Source organism: Amycolatopsis sp. NPDC051716 (genome assembly GCF_040681595.1).
GTDB lineage: Bacteria > Actinomycetota > Actinomycetes > Mycobacteriales > Pseudonocardiaceae > Amycolatopsis.
Genome location: NZ_JBFAZA010000025.1, coordinates 108809 through 123931, shown reverse-complemented (window position 1 = coordinate 123931; position 15123 = coordinate 108809). Strand labels below are relative to the sequence as shown.

The following is a 15123-nucleotide window of genomic DNA, read 5'->3' as shown; positions in this document are numbered from 1 at the left end:
GAACATTAGCGGCTTTCACAACACCGAACGGTAGGGCATTACCGCAGACGAAGTGCCCGCGAAAAAGTGCTGTATTATTTCCAGAATCGCCGAGCCGCGAGCCCGTACAATACGGCCACAGCCAAGAAGCCGAGCAGCACGGCCGCGAACGGCCGCAGCGTGTCGGCAATGCTGCTCCCAAAGAAGCCCAACACGATGACAACAACGGCGGCGCGCACGGCAGCCGCCTTGCCGTTCTTCTGCGGGCGCGTCATCGCGACCGGTATTCCTCGTGCGCGGTCGAGTTGCTGAACGCGTCCTCGCTGCCCGTCGTCGGCGACGTCATACAGGTGCAGCGTCGGACCACGACCATGCGCAGCCGTTCCGCGAGCGCGGCCAGCCGTTCGCCCAGCTCCGTCTGTTCGCCGACCGTCACGGCCTGCATGCTCTCGACCGTCTCCAGCCGCGTCAGTGTCTCCGTGAGGAGCTTGGACAGGCGGCGCAGCTTCACCGGCATGTCGCTCGTGATGCCGTCCTTATCGACCTCCGTGTAGTTCTCGTTCATCGCTTGCCCTTCATGTTGTTGCGGATGACGGCCCGCGCGTCGCGGCACCACTGCCACAGACGGCCGGCCAGAAATGCGCCCAGTGCCACCAGCACCACGACGCCGACACTCACCACGGCCGCTCCCATTCGTCGAGTGAATCCGTAATCGGCTCGCCAGTGGCGGCCCGTCGCCGTTCTTGGATAAAGACGTCCATGTGGTCTTCGGCGGCATTGGTCATGGAACGGATGCGCGCCGCGGATTCCATAGCCTCAATCTCCGTCGAGATTTCCGACGGCGGCGTTTCCGCGTTCCACCACTCGACCACCACCACGATGAGCAGCGGCACGCCGAACGCGGCCAGCACGCCGAGCACGTAGGTCATCACGTCCATGGGCGTTGCCCGTATCGTGCGATCTCGTCGATACCGCAGGCGACGACCGCCCGGCGGATAGCCGCGTACTCGTCGGCGACGATCGGGTCCTCGGATGCTGAGCGGGCCTCGTGCCGCCGGAGGCGGTCCACGGCGGTCATCAGCTCGTCGCCGAGCGCGGCCGTGCAGCGGATGCGCGTAGCTGCCTCAATGGCCCGGCCCTGTTCGGCCAGCACCTCGTGTTCCGTCGCCCGCACGATGGCACGGCTCCGCAAGCTGCGCTTCGCGACCGGCGAACCCCGCCACGGTTCGATGTTGGACATGATCAGTTCTCCTCAGTCTCGGAAGAGCTTGTGCGCTTCCGTCACCAGGGAGTTTGAGGTCTTGCAGTGGCTGTTTGGCAGGTCATATCGTGGAGGTTTAGTGGGCAAATATCAGACAAAGTGGACATAAGGGGCTAGTCATGGCGGTAGCTTGGCACTCGCGCCGCAATCTTGAGGGCTGGGTTACGGATGCTTTGCACTATGCCGCCGAAGGGTGGCGACACAGCGTTCAAATCAGTGAATACGGTTGGGGTCATAGAGAAACTCCCAACGACGATCCGTTTGTGGTACCAGAAATTTGTTTTCACCTGCCCACATTTCGAATAATGCTCAGAGCTAGCGATACTCCGGAACGAGCGTTATTCTGGCTACTCATACTTGTAATCGAGGAGCTAAAAGGCTTTGAGTATCGGTGGGCTATGAGCTACTTCGGACTTACTTATGAGACTGCAACAATTTACCCTGACAAAAGGCACAGAGTAGCTGACTCGAAGCTTCAAACGAGCCGAGAGGAAATCCGTGAACTGGTGTACAAGGAAGTTTTTGAGACGCTAGTTGGCTACCTGTGCGAGGGCGCGCCCGACTATGGGCCATCTCCGTTGCCGGAGATCGCGAGTATCGAGCAAGAACTCAAGCAGGTTCTTAAGGATGGCTTGCCCGTTGGCCCTCAGTTTGCCACGGCGGATTTGGTGGGCCTTCTGCCTGACGAGGAAGTATTGGCAGAGTTATTTGACGGGCCACACCCTTTAGGTCCCGCTGCAAGACTCAATACCTTCCTAACTCACGAAATCAACCACTTCACTGTAGATAAATGGCGAGACGCTGCGCGCATTCTTTTTGCCTGTGCTCCTGGCTATAAAGGTTCTACACTGACCCGTCGCCGAGAAGGAGCCGCTCTGACCATACCCGGCAACAGAGCAACAACCACGACCGGCAAGCGTGAAGAATCATCGATGAGCGAGCGCCATTTCAGGGGAGAAATTGAGCCAAAGATTGTTGCGTCTCTAGCGTGGCAACTCTACGCGAAGAAACTGGGTGAGCGTGACGACTATTTACGTTCCTCATAATGGAGCAGCAGTTGTGATACTTGATTGATGGTAATATCACCTTTTTCATGCGCTTCGGGAATCGCACGATAAGCCTCTTTGCGGACGTCTTCGTCAGGGTCCTTGAGTATGCCTGACCAAATTTGCATAGCGACTTCAGCGCGAGCCTGCATCAGGTGTCTAATATAAATCGTAGTCCAATCACGTATTTTAGGCTCATCGGAACTGGCCATAGTCTTGACTACTGCTATCGCCTTATCCGGATCGCCTTTGATGACGCGAACCATTCCAAGTCGAACACCCTCCCAAAGGTCTACGTGTAAGTTGGACTCAGAGCGTGCGTTCTCTTGTTCGACCAGTTCATGTAGCTCGATAATTTCTTCGAGAGACAACCCAGACATGTCTACAATACGAGAGTCATCCTCTAATATTTCATCTGACTCGTGAGGCACAGGCCCTATCGAGTCGGCGGTAGTTACCTCTGTCATACGAAGCCCTAGAGCACCGACCATATCTCGCAACATTGCACGACGATCTTCCGGCATGTCGACCAGGCCGTCTCCCGTAAGGAGTAGTCCAGTTAGCTCGACACTAGGTTCACCAGGCTGAATCTCTACCATAAACTGATAGCAGTTAATAACAAATTTGCCTAAAACGCAATAAGTCAGCTCAGTTCGCCCGCCGCGCCCACTCAGTCTCATAAAGCACGACCTCAGATGGCCGGCTGCTTGTCGCACCAAATTCAATTGCGTAATGGTGTTGTTGCGTCCGGTCGGCCGCCGCATGTATAAGCGGCTCATCTTCAATATTGGCCTCATTAATCACGGCCGGTTCGTCATATGACATCAGGCCGCGGCGCATTGAAACGCGGGCCGTAATCATATGCGCCTCAAAAGTCACGTAGTCCGCCGTGTCGGCGCGGTACGCGTCTAATGGCGCGAGTTCTCCGTCACCGTAGCCGTTCATTTTGCGACCCAAGAGAACGTGCAGCCGTCCGGGTGGCACTATGTCGTATTCCACCTTGACCGCATCTAATCGCTCGCCCAACTTCCCGAGCATGAGTACGCACGCGCCATCCGACGGGGCGGGCAAGTAGCCGGGGCGCTTTTCCGGCCAGCGCAACAGCGTAAAACTGGGCGGATTCGACGCGTAGTATCCGGCTACGGTTGTCAGCGTCTGAGCTACTAAATCATTGACTATCGCTTGCACGTCCGCCGGGTCGTGCGCCCGTGGCAAATACAGCCGTCCCGTCCACAACGGCCCCCGGTCGATTTCCTGGTAATTCATGGCGACTACTCGCCCGCGTCATAGCCTGCGCCGACCAGCAGGCTTTTTAGTTCCGTGGCACTCTCGCGCACATCACGCGGCGCGGTCGCCGACGTTTCAATCTTCGGCAAGGTCTTGAGTAACGTGGTGGCCGTACGCGTCGAGCCGACTTCGTCCACGTAGGGCATAAGCTGCTCTAGCGTCGTCGGCATGTCGGCCCATGCGTGGGCTTCGGTTTGTGCCTCTAGCAGAGACGCTGTGTGGTTGTAGCGGCGGCGGATTTCGTCGGCAGGCGTCAGGTCGACCGATTCCTGAAAGGTGTCGACAGCCCGGTGCCAGTCGCCAATATCGCCGTAAATCATGGCCTCATGCCACGTTATCTCCTGGTCGTTGACCCACCAGGCCCATGCCGGGTCATCATCGCGGACGCCGTCGAGGTACAGCGAGTGCGCTTGGTCAAACGTCCGTTTGGCGTTGTCATCATCACCGCCGAGCGCAAAGGCGCGTGCCTTGCGCGTCAGGAACAAGGCCCGGAGTCGCGGAGATAGCTTGTGTTGGTCGAGCACCATTTGCGACAGGCGCAAGGCTTCACCCGGCCGTTTCAAGTGCCCGGCATGCATAGACATGTTTTGCAGCGTCAGGACTTCCGTACTGCGGTCGCCCGCCATGCGTAGCAAGTTCAAGGCTTCATTGTTGACGCGCCGCACTAGCTCATGTTTGCCCGCGTCGAACAGCAGCCACCCGGCCAACTCCCCCAGCTCGCCGGCCGCTGAATACAAGTCGGCTTCTATGGCCGGGTCGCACTCGACGTTGCCGAGCTTGCGGTGGACGGACTGAAACAGCTTGAGCGCAATGCCTGCACTGTGGTCGCCGCCAAACTGCATATCCATGCGTACCAGTTCCTGAATACGCGCATGCAGGCTTTCGACATACGTAGCGTCCAGCCGACTTTCGCCGTTCGGCACACTGCTGGCGATAACCAAGTCAGACGGCGGGGCGGGCGCTTCCGCACCCGGCAGCGTCAACGGCTGGTTGAGGAGCAGTTCTTCAAGCCGGGCCGGAGTCACCCGCAGGAGTTTCGACAGTTTGGCGCGTCGGTGGGCGCTCGGTTCCGAGCGGCCACTTTCCCAGTTGCGAACAGACGTGGGGTCGATACCGAACTGTTCGGCAAGGGTTTCTTGGGTGAAGCCTGCCGCCTTGCGCGCGCGGACTAGGCCGTGCCGCTTGTTGGCCATCTTCACCCCCCTCCGTCTCCGGTGCCGTTTGCCCAGGTCAAGGGTACCAAGTCCCGGTTTGCTCCCGCTGCTCGCCCGGTTGATTACCTGGTGTAATCGCGGCAGGTCAACCAAGGTCAACAACGGCGTTCGGGGCGGTCGCCGACGTTGAGACCGGACAGCGCGGCGCACGGCTCGACCAGTCCTCCAGTCGTGCCAGTGACTTCACTGGACCCCCGGACGCCGCCAAGGACGACCAGCACCAGGGCAGGAACCATGACGGCGGTACTCGACCAGGCGGAAGCGGCGGCCGTGCCGCTCCCGCGTGCCTACGGCTACATGCGCGTGCCGTGTGATGTGGCGGACGAGCAGGTACACCAGCTCGAACAAGAAGTAGTCGCCTATGCCGAGACGCACGGCCTGTTCTTCGCTGGGTTCTTCTTTGAGTTTAACTGTGGCTCACGCGAAGCCTTTGACGAGTTAGTGGCCGAGCTGGTGCGCGCCGACGTGCACTATGTCGTTGTCCCGAGTCTTCGCCACCTTGCCCATAACGCCATCTTGCAAGAACTCATGCTCGAACAGCTGAGTTTCGCGGCCCGGGCGCGGGTGCTGGCCATGCGACTTCGGACGGTCATTGAATGACCAGCACGGCCGATATCGTCAAGCACCTGCGGGCCGTCAGTCGGGGTACCGAACTACTCGCGTCAGACATTGAACGCGGCAGGCGCTCAGTGAAGACCGAGCTGCAATATGTTGGTGCACTGGCTGAGCTATCGAATGTCCTGCGCGTACATGCGTACATGTACGACGAACAAGAAAACCCGTCTGCACCTGTCGTCGATATCTCTCCCCGACTGGCAGATGCCACGCTCGCCGGGTCTGATGAGTTGGCGCTTTTTACGGGCTTGCTCTATGAGGTGCGGACGTTGGCACACCGGTTCAGCCAGCGGTTCGCCGACTACCAGCGTCAGCCCCGACCAGAACCGCCCCACGACCCGCCGCCGCTCAGCGCCTAGCAGGAGCTATGAACCAAAACACCAAAGAGCTTATTGACGCCCTCAAGGCTGTGACAACGCACGCGGACGGTATCGCAAACGCGCTGATGCTCGACCAGGTATCGCCCGACAAGCAACGCGAATACGCTGGTCTTCTCGAAGAACTAGCGGGCTTGCTACGCGAGCATGCCGACGTGCAGGAAAAGGACGCCAAGGCGTGAGCGAACAGCGCAGCAGCATCGTCGGTCGCATGGACCAAGCCGTGACCAACCTGCGAATGGTCACCGAGCGGTTCAAGCACGGCATGGCGACGAAGCAAGAATTACTTGAGACCAATAGCTTGCTCCTCGTACTGGCCGACGTACTCAAGCTGTATGCCGACAAGATGCCTGACGAAGAATCAGACGGTCGGCATGCCCTCAAAGAACCGCCGCCCTAATGGTCGTCTGGGCGGTCTTCTCGTGTGTGGTTATCGCCGTGCCGACAATAGCGGTGCTTGTCTGGATATACAGCGAACACCGAAGTAGGCGACAGCGTGCGAAGTTCTTGCGGCGCTATCCGGAGCGGTCAGTGTCCGGCACGCGCAGGCGGGCAGAACACGAACTCGCCATCGAAGACACGCACGAAATGCCACGAGTAGCACGCGCGCCGCTCCCGCCCGACCCAATGCAGGACGGCCACTTTTCCGGCTATCTGCCCATGCCACGACGAGTACGCGGCTACGTCCGTAAACCGAGTCCATGTCCGCGCGCCCGTCGTCCAACTCCTGACGAAGAACTTATGCAGCGCATCCTTGAGGGGTTGCGACGGCTTGACGACCAATAACGTTGGGCCATTTCAGCGCCGTAATTTCACATTGCGAAATATGATGTGCTAATATGTGGGCAATGAAGAATTTCATACAGTCATATTCACTCCTCATTGCCGTCACGCCACCGCTGGTTGTGCTGATTGCTTGGGTCATCTTTCGGGCACGCCGCAAGCGGAAATAACCGCCGCGTTGCTCAAGCCTTGATTCTGAAGCAATAGCTCGTCAGGCGGTTCCCGTTGTCTTTCAGCGTGCTGCACATGTAGCCGTTCTTGGCCGTGTAGCGCGGGTAGACGGATGTCGAACTGTGTCGAGAACATCCCGAATGTACGGCCCCGCTGAAGGTTCGGTACCACTTGTAGTTGATGTCGAAAAACTCGGCCGTGATGTTCCAGTTGCAGACAGGCCGAACGAGGTTTGTAAATGTCCCGTAGACCTCATCGACCTTCAGTCCCGAACCGAAGACAATCACGCAATAATTCCCGACTGTCCCGTCCCAGAAAGCAGGCCGCGCCGGACAGTTGCTCGCGCTCGCCGACGCCATGGGCGTAGCGACAACGGCCTGTCCCGCGAACAAGACTCCGGTCATGACTGCGCCAGTGGCCAACATGCGTCGAATGCGGTTTGTCATTAGCTTCCCATCCTCACCATCCTAGAGACTTGCCATAAGACGGAGTCGGTGCAGGTACCGGCACCGTTACGGACAAAAAGATGACAAAGCGGCCGGTCAACTAATGACCGGGCCGCTTTCGTGTGCGTCAGTGTTCTTCTCGATACCTGCGCAATAGCCGCCCAATGCTGCTCAGGCTCACGCCGTACTGCTCAGCCAGTTGCGCCCGTGTGAAGGTCCGGCTCTCAACGCCAGCGACTATCTGCCGTAGTTGCTCCTCGGTTATGAGGTCGACTAGCCGACGCTTCCGCGCTCCGCGTCGCACCGTCCGCACGCTCCGGTCCTCCGAGCGGTCCGACGCCTGCGCGTCGGCGAGGCGTCGAGTCGTCTCCCGCAGGTCGTACAGCAGCCCGTCCCGGTGCAAGTAGCCCCGGAGGAAGTCGACGCGATTCGGGGGTGGGCTCGCGCTGACGCGCTCGCCCCTCCCCCTCTATCTTCGTTGTGTTGCCCGGGGGGCCGAGCCCCCCGGACCCCCCACGGTGCCTTCGCCCCCTGCTGGGCGGTCTGCCGCGGCCTTCGGTGGGTTGGCTATTGCTCGGCTGGCGCCTCGCTCAGCCAGGTTGATAGCGTCTGCGTCAGTGCCTCCGGCTGGTCCTCCGGGGTGTGGTGGCCTGCTTTTTCTGGGCGTCGGACTACCTGCAGGGAAGCGAAGTTCGAAGCGCACCAGTCGATCATTGATGGTGTCAGCATCGTGTCGTAGTCCGGCTTGAACGTCACCAGGAGCTTGGGGATTTCGGGGGACGAGCCCAGCCACCTGTCGAATGCCTCGATGCGGGATACCACCGCCGCCGGCTCGCCGCCCAGGGGCATTGAACGGGTCCATTGCAGGACTGGGCGGTGGTCCTGGAATGCGTACTCGGGCGGTAGGAAGTCGTTGATCATCGACTCGCCGATGCCTGGGGTCTTCAACGCGCGGAACAGGTCGGCGCCCGCGGGTGGGAACTCGTCCCATGACATCGGCTTCAGTACTGCTTCGGTGAACGCCAAGGCCCGGACGCGGGAGGGGTGGCGGGATGCCCAGTCCGCCGCCAGTGCGCCGCCCCAGTCGTGGCCGATCAGGACCACGTCTTCCAGCTCCAGGGCGTCGAACCACTCGTCCAGGTAGCGGGCGTGGTCGTCGAATGTGTAGGCGATGTCCGGGCGCGGGGACTCGCCCATGCCGATCAGGTCCGGGGCCAGTCTGCGGCCCGGCATCGAAGGCATCACCTTGCGCCACAAGTGCGACGACGCCGGGTTGCCGTGCAGGAACACCAATGGCGCACCCGTTCCGGACGAGCGGTAGGCCAGCGTTGTCACTTGAACGCCCCCGCGAAACGCGAAGCCCAGTCCGCGAACGGGCGCGGTGGGCGGCCCAGTACCCGCGAGACGTCCGGGCTCACCCGCTGCTCCTCGGGTGTCGGCTCACCCAGGATGGCCAGCGTCGAGTCCGCCACCTCCGGTGGCATGAAGCGCAGCATCGCCGAGCGGGCCTCCTCGCGCGTCTGCGGGACGAACCGGACCGGCTCTCCCACCGCCTCGGCGATCGCCGCCGCCTGGTCTTGCGGGGACAGCGGGGACGGACCGGTCAGTACGTAGGTCTTGTTCTCGTGGGACGGGGACAGCAATGCCGCTGCCGCCACCGCAGCGATGTCCTCCGGGTCGACCACCGGCAGGGCCACGTCGCCGAAGGGGGCCGTGACCTCGCGCTTGGCGCGTACGCTTTCCGCCCACTGCAACGCGTTCGACGCGAACCCACCCGGGCGCAGGATCGTCCACTTCAGACTCGACGACCGCACCGCCTCCTCGAACAGCGCCGGGTGGCGGCCCGTGCCGACGCCCTGCGAGGACAGCAGCACCACCCGCTCGACGCCCGCCGCCCGCGCTCGCTCGAGCACCGGCTCGAGCGAGCCCCGGAACGCCGGCGGCGTCATCAAGAACACCGCCGCCGCGCCGGCGAAGTCGATCGAAGCCAGCTCTCCTTGCCGCACAACGACTCCCGGGGGCGCCGCCGCGATTCCGCGCGATACCGCCGTCACCTCTTCGCCCGCCGCGGACAGCATCCGCACCAGCGGTTCTCCGACATTTCCCGTCGCTCCCACAACCATGATCATGGGAACGACGCTACATTCCGCGGTATAGTAGGTACCTAGAGGAAAGTATTGGCTGGAGGCGTGAAAGTGACCGAGACCACACCCGAGCTGGCCTGCCCGATCGCGCCGGTGGTCGACATCGTCTTCAGCCGGTGGACGACGCCGATCCTGTGGGCGCTGCACGAGTACGGCCGGCAGCGGTTCGTCGAACTGCAGCGGCGCATCACCACCATCACCCCGAAGGTGCTCACCCAGCGGCTGCGGCAACTGGAGCGCGACGGCCTCGTCGTGCGCACCTACCACGCCGAAGTGCCACCGCGGGTCGAGTACGAGATCAGCGAACTCGGCCGCAGCCTCGGCCCGCTGTTCGCGTCGCTCTCCGAGTGGTCGGGCAACCTCGGGAAGGTCGAAGCGGCCCGGCAGAGCTACGACGAGCGCAGCTCGGCCAGGCACGCCTCGGCCTCGCGCTAGGGCGAAGCGTCCAGGTAGTCGAGGTTCGCCGGGCCGTCGGCCGTCGTCGCGGTCAGGCGGACCGTGTGCGAGCCCGCCGCCAATGACAACGACTTGACCACCATGTTCCACGTCGTCCAGGCGCCGGTCGCCGGGAACGGGACGCCCGCGGCCACCACCGTGCCGTCCACCGAGACGTCCACCGGGCGCGCCGCCGTCGTGCCGTTCGCGTAGCCGAACGTCAGCGCCGACGCCGGTCCCGCCACCTGCCACTCGACGTAGCTGCCGACCGCGTTGGCGCCGTTCGCGAAGCCGGTCCCGGAGAAGCCCGCGTGGTTCGCGTCGATCGTGCCGCCCGCCGAAACCGTGGCCGACTCGGCTTCGTAGCGCGTCGAGCCGCCGGCAGCCTTCGAGACGCGGTACAGCACCGTCGCGTGCGAGGGCACCGACGCGCTGATCGTGCCGGTCGTCGTCCGGGTCGCCTTGCTCCACAGGTCCTTCAGCGTGTACGAGGACGCGCTGCCGATCCCGGTGGCGGCCGCCGTCGTGCCGATCGTCGCCGTCGCGGCCGTTTCGTTGGACAGCGCCACCGCGCGGTCGCCGTTCGCCAGCACCTTGCTGTACACGACGAGGCCCGCGTTCGCGCTCAGCACCGTGGCCTGCTTGCCCAGCGCATCCTGGTCGAGCGCGATGACGTCGGTGTTCTTCAGGATCGCGAAGTTGTCGTCCGACACCTTGCGCAGGTCGCTGCCGATCAGCAGCGGCGCCGCCATCATCGCCCACAGGCTGAAGTGCGTGCGGTACTCCGCCGCGGTCATCCCGCCGTTGCCGACCTCCAGCATGTCGGGGTCGTTCCAGTGGCCGGGGCCGGCGTACTGCGCGAGGCCGCGGTTGGTCTGCGCCTTGCCGATCATGCTCGACCACTTGTCGGAGATGTCACCGGTGGTGCGCCACAGGTTCCCGACCGGCGCGGCCCACGTCCACGGCTGGTTCTGGCCCCATTCGCAGATGGAGTACGCGATCGCGCGGCCGGACTTCGCGAGCGCGTCCCGCATCGCCTTGTACCGCTGCTGCGCGTCGACGCCCTGGTTGTTGCAGTTGTCGTACTTCAGGTAGTCGACCCCCCAGGACGCGAACAGGTTCGCGTCCTGCTGCTCGTGGTTCAGCGCGCCGGGGAAGCCCGCCTTGTTGCAGGTCTTCGTGCCGGCACTGGTGTAGATGCCGAACTTCAGGCCCTTGCCGTGCACGTAGTCGGCGAGTGCCTTGATGCCGCCGGGGAACCGCGCCGGGTCGGGCACCAGGTTCCCCGCCGAGTTGCGGGACGGCAGCGCCCAGCAGTCGTCGATGTTGACGTAGGTGTAGCCGGCGTCCTTCAGGCCCTTGCTGACGAAGATGTCCGCGATGCCTTTGATCATCGCCTCGTTGAAGTCGGCCTTGCACTGCGTGGAGTTCCAGTTGTTGAAGCCCATCGGCGGCGTGCGCAGCAGGCCGTTTTCGAGGGCCGCCGCCGTGGGCGCACCCAGGACGAGGCCGCTGGCCGCGATCGCGAGCGCGGCGGCCGCGCTCGCGATTCGACGAGGTGAGGACATGCGAACTCCCGGTGGTGGAGACATCAGAGGTCTACACCAGTTAGTAAAGAGTCCTGCCTAACCGGGAGTCAAGAGATCATGTATCAGATATGAAATTGGGTTTCCGCTGGCCGGGACGCTAATCCGTCACCTGGCGCGCGGTCGCCATCGCACGCTCGGGCTCCCAGAACGCCCGCACCGACCTGAGCAACCCGTCCTCGCCGACGCGGTAGACGAACACCCCGTCGGTGTCGACGCGGTAGCCGCCCGGCAGGAACGTCGTGATCGTGCCGACGTTGGCCACCTCGTCGCCGCCCGCGTGGGAGTCGCGGATGGTGAATTCGAAGCGCTCTACGTTGGCGATCGTCTTGTCCCAGAACGCGCCGATGCCCTCGCGGCCGTGGTGCCCCTTGCCCGCCTCGTCGATGAACGACGGGCCGACCGGGTCCTCGACCACCGCGTCCGGGGCGAACAGGGCCAGCCAGCCCTCCTTGTCGCCCGCCGTCACGGCCGTCATCGACGCGAACGCCGCGCGCCGCGCGGGCGGCTGCTCCGCCGCCGTGTCCCAGCTGACCTGCACGCCCACGGCACTCACTCCTCGAACTTCGCGATGATCTCGGTCCCGAACTTGCGGATGGCCTCGAGCTTCGGCTCGACCGGCGCGTCGAACCCGACGCCGTCGAAGACCCACGGCATGGTGATGACGTCGGTGACGCCCGCTTCGGCCTGCGCGCGGTAGCCGTCCAGGCCGAAGGCGTCGATGCAGACCGCCTGGTACTCGAACGGGACGTCGGCGCGACCCTGCTCGGCGAGCAGCTCCTTGAGCCGGGCGATGGTGTCGCGCAGCTCCTCGAGCTTCATCATCGCCGACGACCAGCCGTCGGCGACCCGCGCGGCGCGCTTCAGCGCGATCTCGGTGTGGCCGCCGATGTAGAACGGCACCCGGGTCGGCGGCGCCGGGCTCATCTGGATCTTGTCGAAGTCGTAGAACTCGCCGTGGTACTCGACCATGCCGCCGTCGAGGATCAGCCGCAGCACGTCGATGGCCTCGTCGACGCGCTTGCCGCGCCGCTCGAACGGCACGCCGCAGTACTCGAACTCCTGGGGCAGCCAGCCGACGCCGAGCCCGAGGCCGAACCGGCCGCCGGTGAGCACCGCCGCCGAGCCGACCTGGCGGGCCAGCAGCACCGGGTTGCGGGAGCCGAGCTTGAGCACCGACGTGTAGAAGTGGATCCGGCTGGTCACCGCGCCCATCGCCGCGGTCGCGACGAGCGGGTCCACCCAGGGGGTCTCCGCGGTCCAGAACCGGCTGCCGTCGGGGGTGTACGGGTAGTCCGTGTCCACCGTTTCGGCGTAGAAGAGCGAGTCGGGCAGGGCGATGGAGGCGAAGCCGGCCTCTTCGGCGGCCCGGGCGAGCTCGCCCAGCTGATCGAGGGGGTTCATCGCGATCGACAGGGTGAACTTCATGCCCGAACTATAACGTGTTCTAGTTTCTTCGGCCAGCTCCCGAGGTGGGCCCGGTCACGCGCCGGGAACCCACCGCGTAGCGTCCGCGTTGTCCGGTTCAAAGGTGACCACCGGTCACCGAGCCCCGAACTTCTGGGAGTGGTCCATGGGCACCGCGATCTTCTTGATCGTAGTCGTCGTCTTGATCGTCGGTGGCGGCCTCTATTTCTCGCGGCAGCGCGCCGCGGCCCGGCAGCGGGAGCTCGACGACGCCAAGGCCGACGCCCGGCGCCTGCTCGAGCGGCTCGGCGGCCAGGTCCTCAACATCAACGGCACGGACACCGCCTCGCAGCAGGCGATGGCCGACGCCGCCGAGCGCTACAACGCGGCCGGCTCGCAGATGGAGCAGGCCCGCACGATCGAACAGGCCCGGCTGGTCAAGGAGACCGCCATCGAGGGCCTCTACTACGTGCGCGCCGCGCGCGTCGCGATGGGCATGGACCCCGGCCCGCAGCTGCCGGAGGAGGCCGAGCGCGAGCGCGCCGGCAAGGTCACCGAGCGCCGTGACGTCGACGTCGAGGGCCAGCACTACGCCGCCTCACCGGACGCCGGCCAGGACACGCCGTACTACTACCCCGGCGGCCGCGTCGCGGGCCGTCCGGTGCCGCAGGGCTGGTACAGCGAGCCGTGGTGGAAGCCCGCGCTCGTCGCCGGCGCCTGGGGTCTCGGGTCGATGTTCCTGTTCAGCGCGATGTTCTCCGGCATGGGCGGCATCGCGAGCGCCTCGGCGTGGGAGTCGGGCTACGACGCGGGCCAGCAGGACGCGCTCGATTCCGGCGACATGGGCGGAGACGGCGGCGGTGACATGGGTGGCGACGGCGGAGGCGACTTCGGCGGAGACGGCGGCGGCGACTGGGGCGGCGGCGGCTTCGACGGAGGCGGGTTCGACGGCGGAGGCTTCGACGGGGGCGGCTTCGACTTCTGACGCCCTGACACTCGTGAGCGGTTCGTCCGACCGGACGGGCCGCTCACGGCGTTTTCAGGCCGGCTGGCAGCGGGGGCACCAGTAGAGGTTGCGGCCCACCAGTTCCGAGTGCGCCACCGGAGTTCCGCACACCAGGCACGGCTCGCCGGCCCGGCGGTAGACGTAGACCTCGCCGCCGTGGCGGTCCACGCGCGCCGCCCGCCCCATCGCCTCCGGCAGGTGCTCCGGCCGGACCGTGTCGATGCGGCCGACGCGGACGCCGTCGCGCATCAGGGTCACCAGGTCGGCCCACAGGTCGTCCCAGAGGGCCCGATCGAGGGAACGGCCCGGCGTCAGCGGTGCCACCCCGTGGCGGAACAGCACCTCCGCGCGGTAGACGTTGCCGACACCGGCGAGGACGGCCTGGTCCATCAGCAGCGCCGCGATCGACGTCTTGGACCGCGAAACGCGCGCCCAGGCCAGCTCCGGTTTCGCGTCGCGGCGCAGCGGGTCGGGACCGAGCCGGGCCTTGATCGCGTCCGCCTGTGCGACGTCCAGCAGCTCGCAGCGGGTGGGCCCGCGCAGGTCCGTCCAATGTGTCCGGCCGGCCAGCCGCAGCCGGACCTGGCCCACCGGCTCGGGCGCGGGCAGCGGCGACTCGCCGAAGGTGCCGTAGAGGCCCAGGTGGATGTGCACGATCCCGTGCGGGCCGTAGTCGTGGAAGAGGTGCTTGCCGTACGCCTCGGCGCCGGCGAACACCCGACCGTCCAAACGGGACGCTTCGGCGGCGAACCGGCCCTGCGGGCTGCTCACCGCGACCGGCGCGCCGGCGAACCGGCGCTTGTGCAGCCGCGCGAGCCGGTGGAGCGTGTGCCCCTCGGGCATCAGGCCTCCGGCAACGCCGGCGGGGTCCCGGTGCGCTCGTAGTCGAGCAGCTGCTGCACGCGGCGGGCGTGCCGCTCCTCCGGGGAGACCTCCGTCGCCAGGAACGCCTCGACGATCTCGACGGCCTGCTCGGCGGTGTGCATCCGGGCGCCGACGCCGATCAGCTGGGCGTGGTTGTGCTCGCGGCACAACTTCGCTGTCTCGACGCTCCAGGCCAGGCCGGCGCGGGCGCCGGGGACCTTGTTGGCGGCGATCTGCTCGCCGTTGCCCGAGCCGCCGACCACGATGCCGCGGCTGCCCTCGTCGGCCACCACGCGCAGCGCCGTCTCGATGCAGAACGCCGGGTAGTCGTCGTCCGCGTCGTAGACGTGCGGACCGATGTCGGTGACCTCGTGGCCCTGTTTCTCCAGGTGAGCCACCAGGTGGTTCTTCAGCTCGAAGCCGGCATGGTCGGATCCCAAGTAGACACGCACGGCCAGGAGTCTGCCACCACGCCCGGTTTCGGGCATGCTCCGGGGGTGGG

22 protein-coding genes are annotated in these 15123 nt (G+C 64.7%); 7 read left to right on the top strand and 15 right to left on the bottom strand.

Features of this window, described 5'->3' with window-relative positions; all coding sequences use genetic code 11:
- Nucleotides 1-74: 74 nt before the first annotated feature.
- The 4 genes from AB0M30_RS30465 to AB0M30_RS30450 all read right to left on the bottom strand — a co-directional run bounded on the left by AB0M30_RS30465 (nt 75) and on the right by AB0M30_RS30450 (nt 1219).
- The gene (locus AB0M30_RS30465; RefSeq protein ID WP_364590532.1) at nt 75-254 is read right to left on the bottom strand and encodes a hypothetical protein; all 180 of its coding nucleotides are present in this window, start codon (nt 252-254) and stop codon (nt 75-77) included.
- Nucleotides 251-544: a hypothetical protein gene (locus AB0M30_RS30460; RefSeq protein WP_364590529.1), complete on the bottom strand. Its 294-nt coding sequence runs from the start codon at nt 542-544 to the stop codon at nt 251-253. Before AB0M30_RS30460 ends, AB0M30_RS30465 begins: the two co-directional genes overlap by 4 nt.
- Before the next feature lie 109 nt (nt 545-653).
- A complete protein-coding gene (locus AB0M30_RS30455; protein WP_364590526.1) occupies nt 654-917 on the bottom strand; it encodes a hypothetical protein in 264 nt (87 codons plus the stop codon).
- The gene (locus AB0M30_RS30450) at nt 908-1219 is read right to left on the bottom strand and encodes a hypothetical protein (protein WP_364590524.1); all 312 of its coding nucleotides are present in this window, start codon (nt 1217-1219) and stop codon (nt 908-910) included. The genes AB0M30_RS30455 and AB0M30_RS30450 overlap by 10 nt, the downstream gene beginning before the upstream one ends.
- Before the next feature lie 140 nt (nt 1220-1359).
- Between AB0M30_RS30450 and AB0M30_RS30445 the strand changes: the two genes are divergently transcribed.
- Complete coding sequence (locus AB0M30_RS30445) at nt 1360-2286, top strand: hypothetical protein (protein WP_364590521.1); 927 nt, start codon at nt 1360-1362, stop codon at nt 2284-2286.
- Here AB0M30_RS30445 and AB0M30_RS30440 read toward each other — a convergent pair.
- Genes AB0M30_RS30440 through AB0M30_RS30430 form a run of 3 tightly spaced genes read right to left on the bottom strand, consistent with a single transcriptional unit; the run spans nt 2268 to nt 4766 of the window.
- On the bottom strand, nt 2268-2966 hold the full coding sequence (locus tag AB0M30_RS30440) for a hypothetical protein (RefSeq protein WP_364590518.1): 699 nt from the start codon (nt 2964-2966) through the stop codon (nt 2268-2270). The genes AB0M30_RS30445 and AB0M30_RS30440 overlap by 19 nt on opposite strands.
- On the bottom strand, nt 2935-3552 hold the full coding sequence (locus tag AB0M30_RS30435; protein WP_364590515.1) for a hypothetical protein: 618 nt from the start codon (nt 3550-3552) through the stop codon (nt 2935-2937). The genes AB0M30_RS30440 and AB0M30_RS30435 overlap by 32 nt, the downstream gene beginning before the upstream one ends.
- Before the next feature lie 5 nt (nt 3553-3557).
- The gene (locus tag AB0M30_RS30430; RefSeq protein ID WP_364590512.1) at nt 3558-4766 is read right to left on the bottom strand and encodes a helix-turn-helix transcriptional regulator; all 1209 of its coding nucleotides are present in this window, start codon (nt 4764-4766) and stop codon (nt 3558-3560) included.
- 255 nt (nt 4767-5021) lie between these two features.
- On the opposite strand from AB0M30_RS30430, the gene AB0M30_RS30425 reads away from it, so the two are divergent.
- The 4 genes from AB0M30_RS30425 to AB0M30_RS30410 are packed head-to-tail and all read left to right on the top strand — an operon-like array spanning nt 5022 to nt 6179.
- Complete coding sequence (locus AB0M30_RS30425) at nt 5022-5387, top strand: hypothetical protein (RefSeq protein ID WP_364590510.1); 366 nt, start codon at nt 5022-5024, stop codon at nt 5385-5387.
- Nucleotides 5384-5761 carry a hypothetical protein gene (locus AB0M30_RS30420; RefSeq protein ID WP_364590507.1) on the top strand — a complete coding sequence of 126 codons (378 nt, stop codon included), beginning with the start codon at nt 5384-5386 and terminating at the stop codon, nt 5759-5761. Before AB0M30_RS30425 ends, AB0M30_RS30420 begins: the two co-directional genes overlap by 4 nt.
- Before the next feature lie 8 nt (nt 5762-5769).
- Nucleotides 5770-5961: a hypothetical protein gene (locus AB0M30_RS30415; RefSeq protein WP_364590504.1), complete on the top strand. Its 192-nt coding sequence runs from the start codon at nt 5770-5772 to the stop codon at nt 5959-5961.
- Nucleotides 5958-6179, top strand: coding sequence for a hypothetical protein (locus AB0M30_RS30410; RefSeq protein ID WP_364590501.1), 222 nt, complete (start codon nt 5958-5960; stop codon nt 6177-6179). Before AB0M30_RS30415 ends, AB0M30_RS30410 begins: the two co-directional genes overlap by 4 nt.
- Nucleotides 6180-6744: 565 nt before the next feature.
- On the opposite strand, the gene AB0M30_RS30405 is transcribed toward AB0M30_RS30410, so the two are convergent.
- From AB0M30_RS30405 to AB0M30_RS30395, 3 genes are all read right to left on the bottom strand, one after another.
- Complete coding sequence (locus tag AB0M30_RS30405) at nt 6745-7137, bottom strand: hypothetical protein (protein ID WP_364590499.1); 393 nt, start codon at nt 7135-7137, stop codon at nt 6745-6747.
- Nucleotides 7138-7746: 609 nt separating this feature from the next.
- Nucleotides 7747-8514: an alpha/beta fold hydrolase gene (locus tag AB0M30_RS30400; RefSeq protein ID WP_364590497.1), complete on the bottom strand. Its 768-nt coding sequence runs from the start codon at nt 8512-8514 to the stop codon at nt 7747-7749.
- Nucleotides 8511-9308, bottom strand: coding sequence for an NAD(P)H-binding protein (locus AB0M30_RS30395; protein WP_364590495.1), 798 nt, complete (start codon nt 9306-9308; stop codon nt 8511-8513). Before AB0M30_RS30395 ends, AB0M30_RS30400 begins: the two co-directional genes overlap by 4 nt.
- A gap of 66 nt (nt 9309-9374) precedes the next feature.
- On the opposite strand from AB0M30_RS30395, the gene AB0M30_RS30390 reads away from it, so the two are divergent.
- Nucleotides 9375-9758, top strand: coding sequence for a helix-turn-helix domain-containing protein (locus AB0M30_RS30390; RefSeq protein ID WP_364590493.1), 384 nt, complete (start codon nt 9375-9377; stop codon nt 9756-9758).
- Here the strand turns inward: AB0M30_RS30390 and AB0M30_RS30385 are convergent.
- The 3 genes from AB0M30_RS30385 to AB0M30_RS30375 form a co-directional block, all read right to left on the bottom strand.
- Nucleotides 9755-11326: a carbohydrate-binding protein gene (locus AB0M30_RS30385; protein ID WP_364590490.1), complete on the bottom strand. Its 1572-nt coding sequence runs from the start codon at nt 11324-11326 to the stop codon at nt 9755-9757. The genes AB0M30_RS30390 and AB0M30_RS30385 overlap by 4 nt on opposite strands.
- Before the next feature lie 118 nt (nt 11327-11444).
- Nucleotides 11445-11891: a nuclear transport factor 2 family protein gene (locus tag AB0M30_RS30380; RefSeq protein WP_364590488.1), complete on the bottom strand. Its 447-nt coding sequence runs from the start codon at nt 11889-11891 to the stop codon at nt 11445-11447.
- A gap of 5 nt (nt 11892-11896) precedes the next feature.
- Nucleotides 11897-12772 (bottom strand): TIGR03619 family F420-dependent LLM class oxidoreductase, encoded by an 876-nt coding sequence (locus AB0M30_RS30375; protein ID WP_364590485.1) that lies wholly within the window; start codon nt 12770-12772, stop codon nt 11897-11899.
- A 145-nt stretch (nt 12773-12917) separates the two neighbouring features.
- On the opposite strand from AB0M30_RS30375, the gene AB0M30_RS30370 reads away from it, so the two are divergent.
- Nucleotides 12918-13736: a hypothetical protein gene (locus AB0M30_RS30370; RefSeq protein ID WP_364590482.1), complete on the top strand. Its 819-nt coding sequence runs from the start codon at nt 12918-12920 to the stop codon at nt 13734-13736.
- Nucleotides 13737-13790: 54 nt separating this feature from the next.
- On the opposite strand, the gene AB0M30_RS30365 is transcribed toward AB0M30_RS30370, so the two are convergent.
- Nucleotides 13791-14600: a DNA-formamidopyrimidine glycosylase family protein gene (locus tag AB0M30_RS30365; RefSeq protein WP_364590479.1), complete on the bottom strand. Its 810-nt coding sequence runs from the start codon at nt 14598-14600 to the stop codon at nt 13791-13793.
- Complete coding sequence (locus tag AB0M30_RS30360; RefSeq protein WP_364590476.1) at nt 14600-15073, bottom strand: ribose-5-phosphate isomerase; 474 nt, start codon at nt 15071-15073, stop codon at nt 14600-14602. The genes AB0M30_RS30365 and AB0M30_RS30360 overlap by 1 nt, the downstream gene beginning before the upstream one ends.
- Between the last annotated feature and the right edge of the window lie 50 nt (nt 15074-15123).

Excerpts from the sequence above, each read along its gene's own strand:
- AB0M30_RS30465 (WP_364590532.1), bottom strand. The coding sequence starts at position 254 with ATGACGCGCCCGCAGAAGAACGGCAAGGCGGCTGCCGTGCGCGCCGCC.
- AB0M30_RS30460 (WP_364590529.1), bottom strand. The coding sequence starts at position 544 with ATGAACGAGAACTACACGGAGGTCGATAAGGACGGCATCACGAGCGAC.
- AB0M30_RS30455 (WP_364590526.1), bottom strand. The coding sequence starts at position 917 with ATGGACGTGATGACCTACGTGCTCGGCGTGCTGGCCGCGTTCGGCGTG.
- AB0M30_RS30450 (WP_364590524.1), bottom strand. The coding sequence starts at position 1,219 with ATGTCCAACATCGAACCGTGGCGGGGTTCGCCGGTCGCGAAGCGCAGC.
- AB0M30_RS30445 (WP_364590521.1), top strand. The coding sequence starts at position 1,360 with ATGGCGGTAGCTTGGCACTCGCGCCGCAATCTTGAGGGCTGGGTTACG.
- AB0M30_RS30440 (WP_364590518.1), bottom strand. The coding sequence starts at position 2,966 with ATGAGACTGAGTGGGCGCGGCGGGCGAACTGAGCTGACTTATTGCGTT.
- AB0M30_RS30435 (WP_364590515.1), bottom strand. The coding sequence starts at position 3,552 with ATGAATTACCAGGAAATCGACCGGGGGCCGTTGTGGACGGGACGGCTG.
- AB0M30_RS30430 (WP_364590512.1), bottom strand. The coding sequence starts at position 4,766 with ATGGCCAACAAGCGGCACGGCCTAGTCCGCGCGCGCAAGGCGGCAGGC.
- AB0M30_RS30425 (WP_364590510.1), top strand. The coding sequence starts at position 5,022 with ATGACGGCGGTACTCGACCAGGCGGAAGCGGCGGCCGTGCCGCTCCCG.
- AB0M30_RS30420 (WP_364590507.1), top strand. The coding sequence starts at position 5,384 with ATGACCAGCACGGCCGATATCGTCAAGCACCTGCGGGCCGTCAGTCGG.
- AB0M30_RS30415 (WP_364590504.1), top strand. The coding sequence starts at position 5,770 with ATGAACCAAAACACCAAAGAGCTTATTGACGCCCTCAAGGCTGTGACA.
- AB0M30_RS30405 (WP_364590499.1), bottom strand. The coding sequence starts at position 7,137 with ATGACCGGAGTCTTGTTCGCGGGACAGGCCGTTGTCGCTACGCCCATG.
- AB0M30_RS30395 (WP_364590495.1), bottom strand. The coding sequence starts at position 9,308 with ATGATCATGGTTGTGGGAGCGACGGGAAATGTCGGAGAACCGCTGGTG.
- AB0M30_RS30385 (WP_364590490.1), bottom strand. The coding sequence starts at position 11,326 with ATGTCCTCACCTCGTCGAATCGCGAGCGCGGCCGCCGCGCTCGCGATC.
- AB0M30_RS30375 (WP_364590485.1), bottom strand. The coding sequence starts at position 12,772 with ATGAAGTTCACCCTGTCGATCGCGATGAACCCCCTCGATCAGCTGGGC.
- AB0M30_RS30370 (WP_364590482.1), top strand. The coding sequence starts at position 12,918 with ATGGGCACCGCGATCTTCTTGATCGTAGTCGTCGTCTTGATCGTCGGT.
- AB0M30_RS30365 (WP_364590479.1), bottom strand. The coding sequence starts at position 14,600 with ATGCCCGAGGGGCACACGCTCCACCGGCTCGCGCGGCTGCACAAGCGC.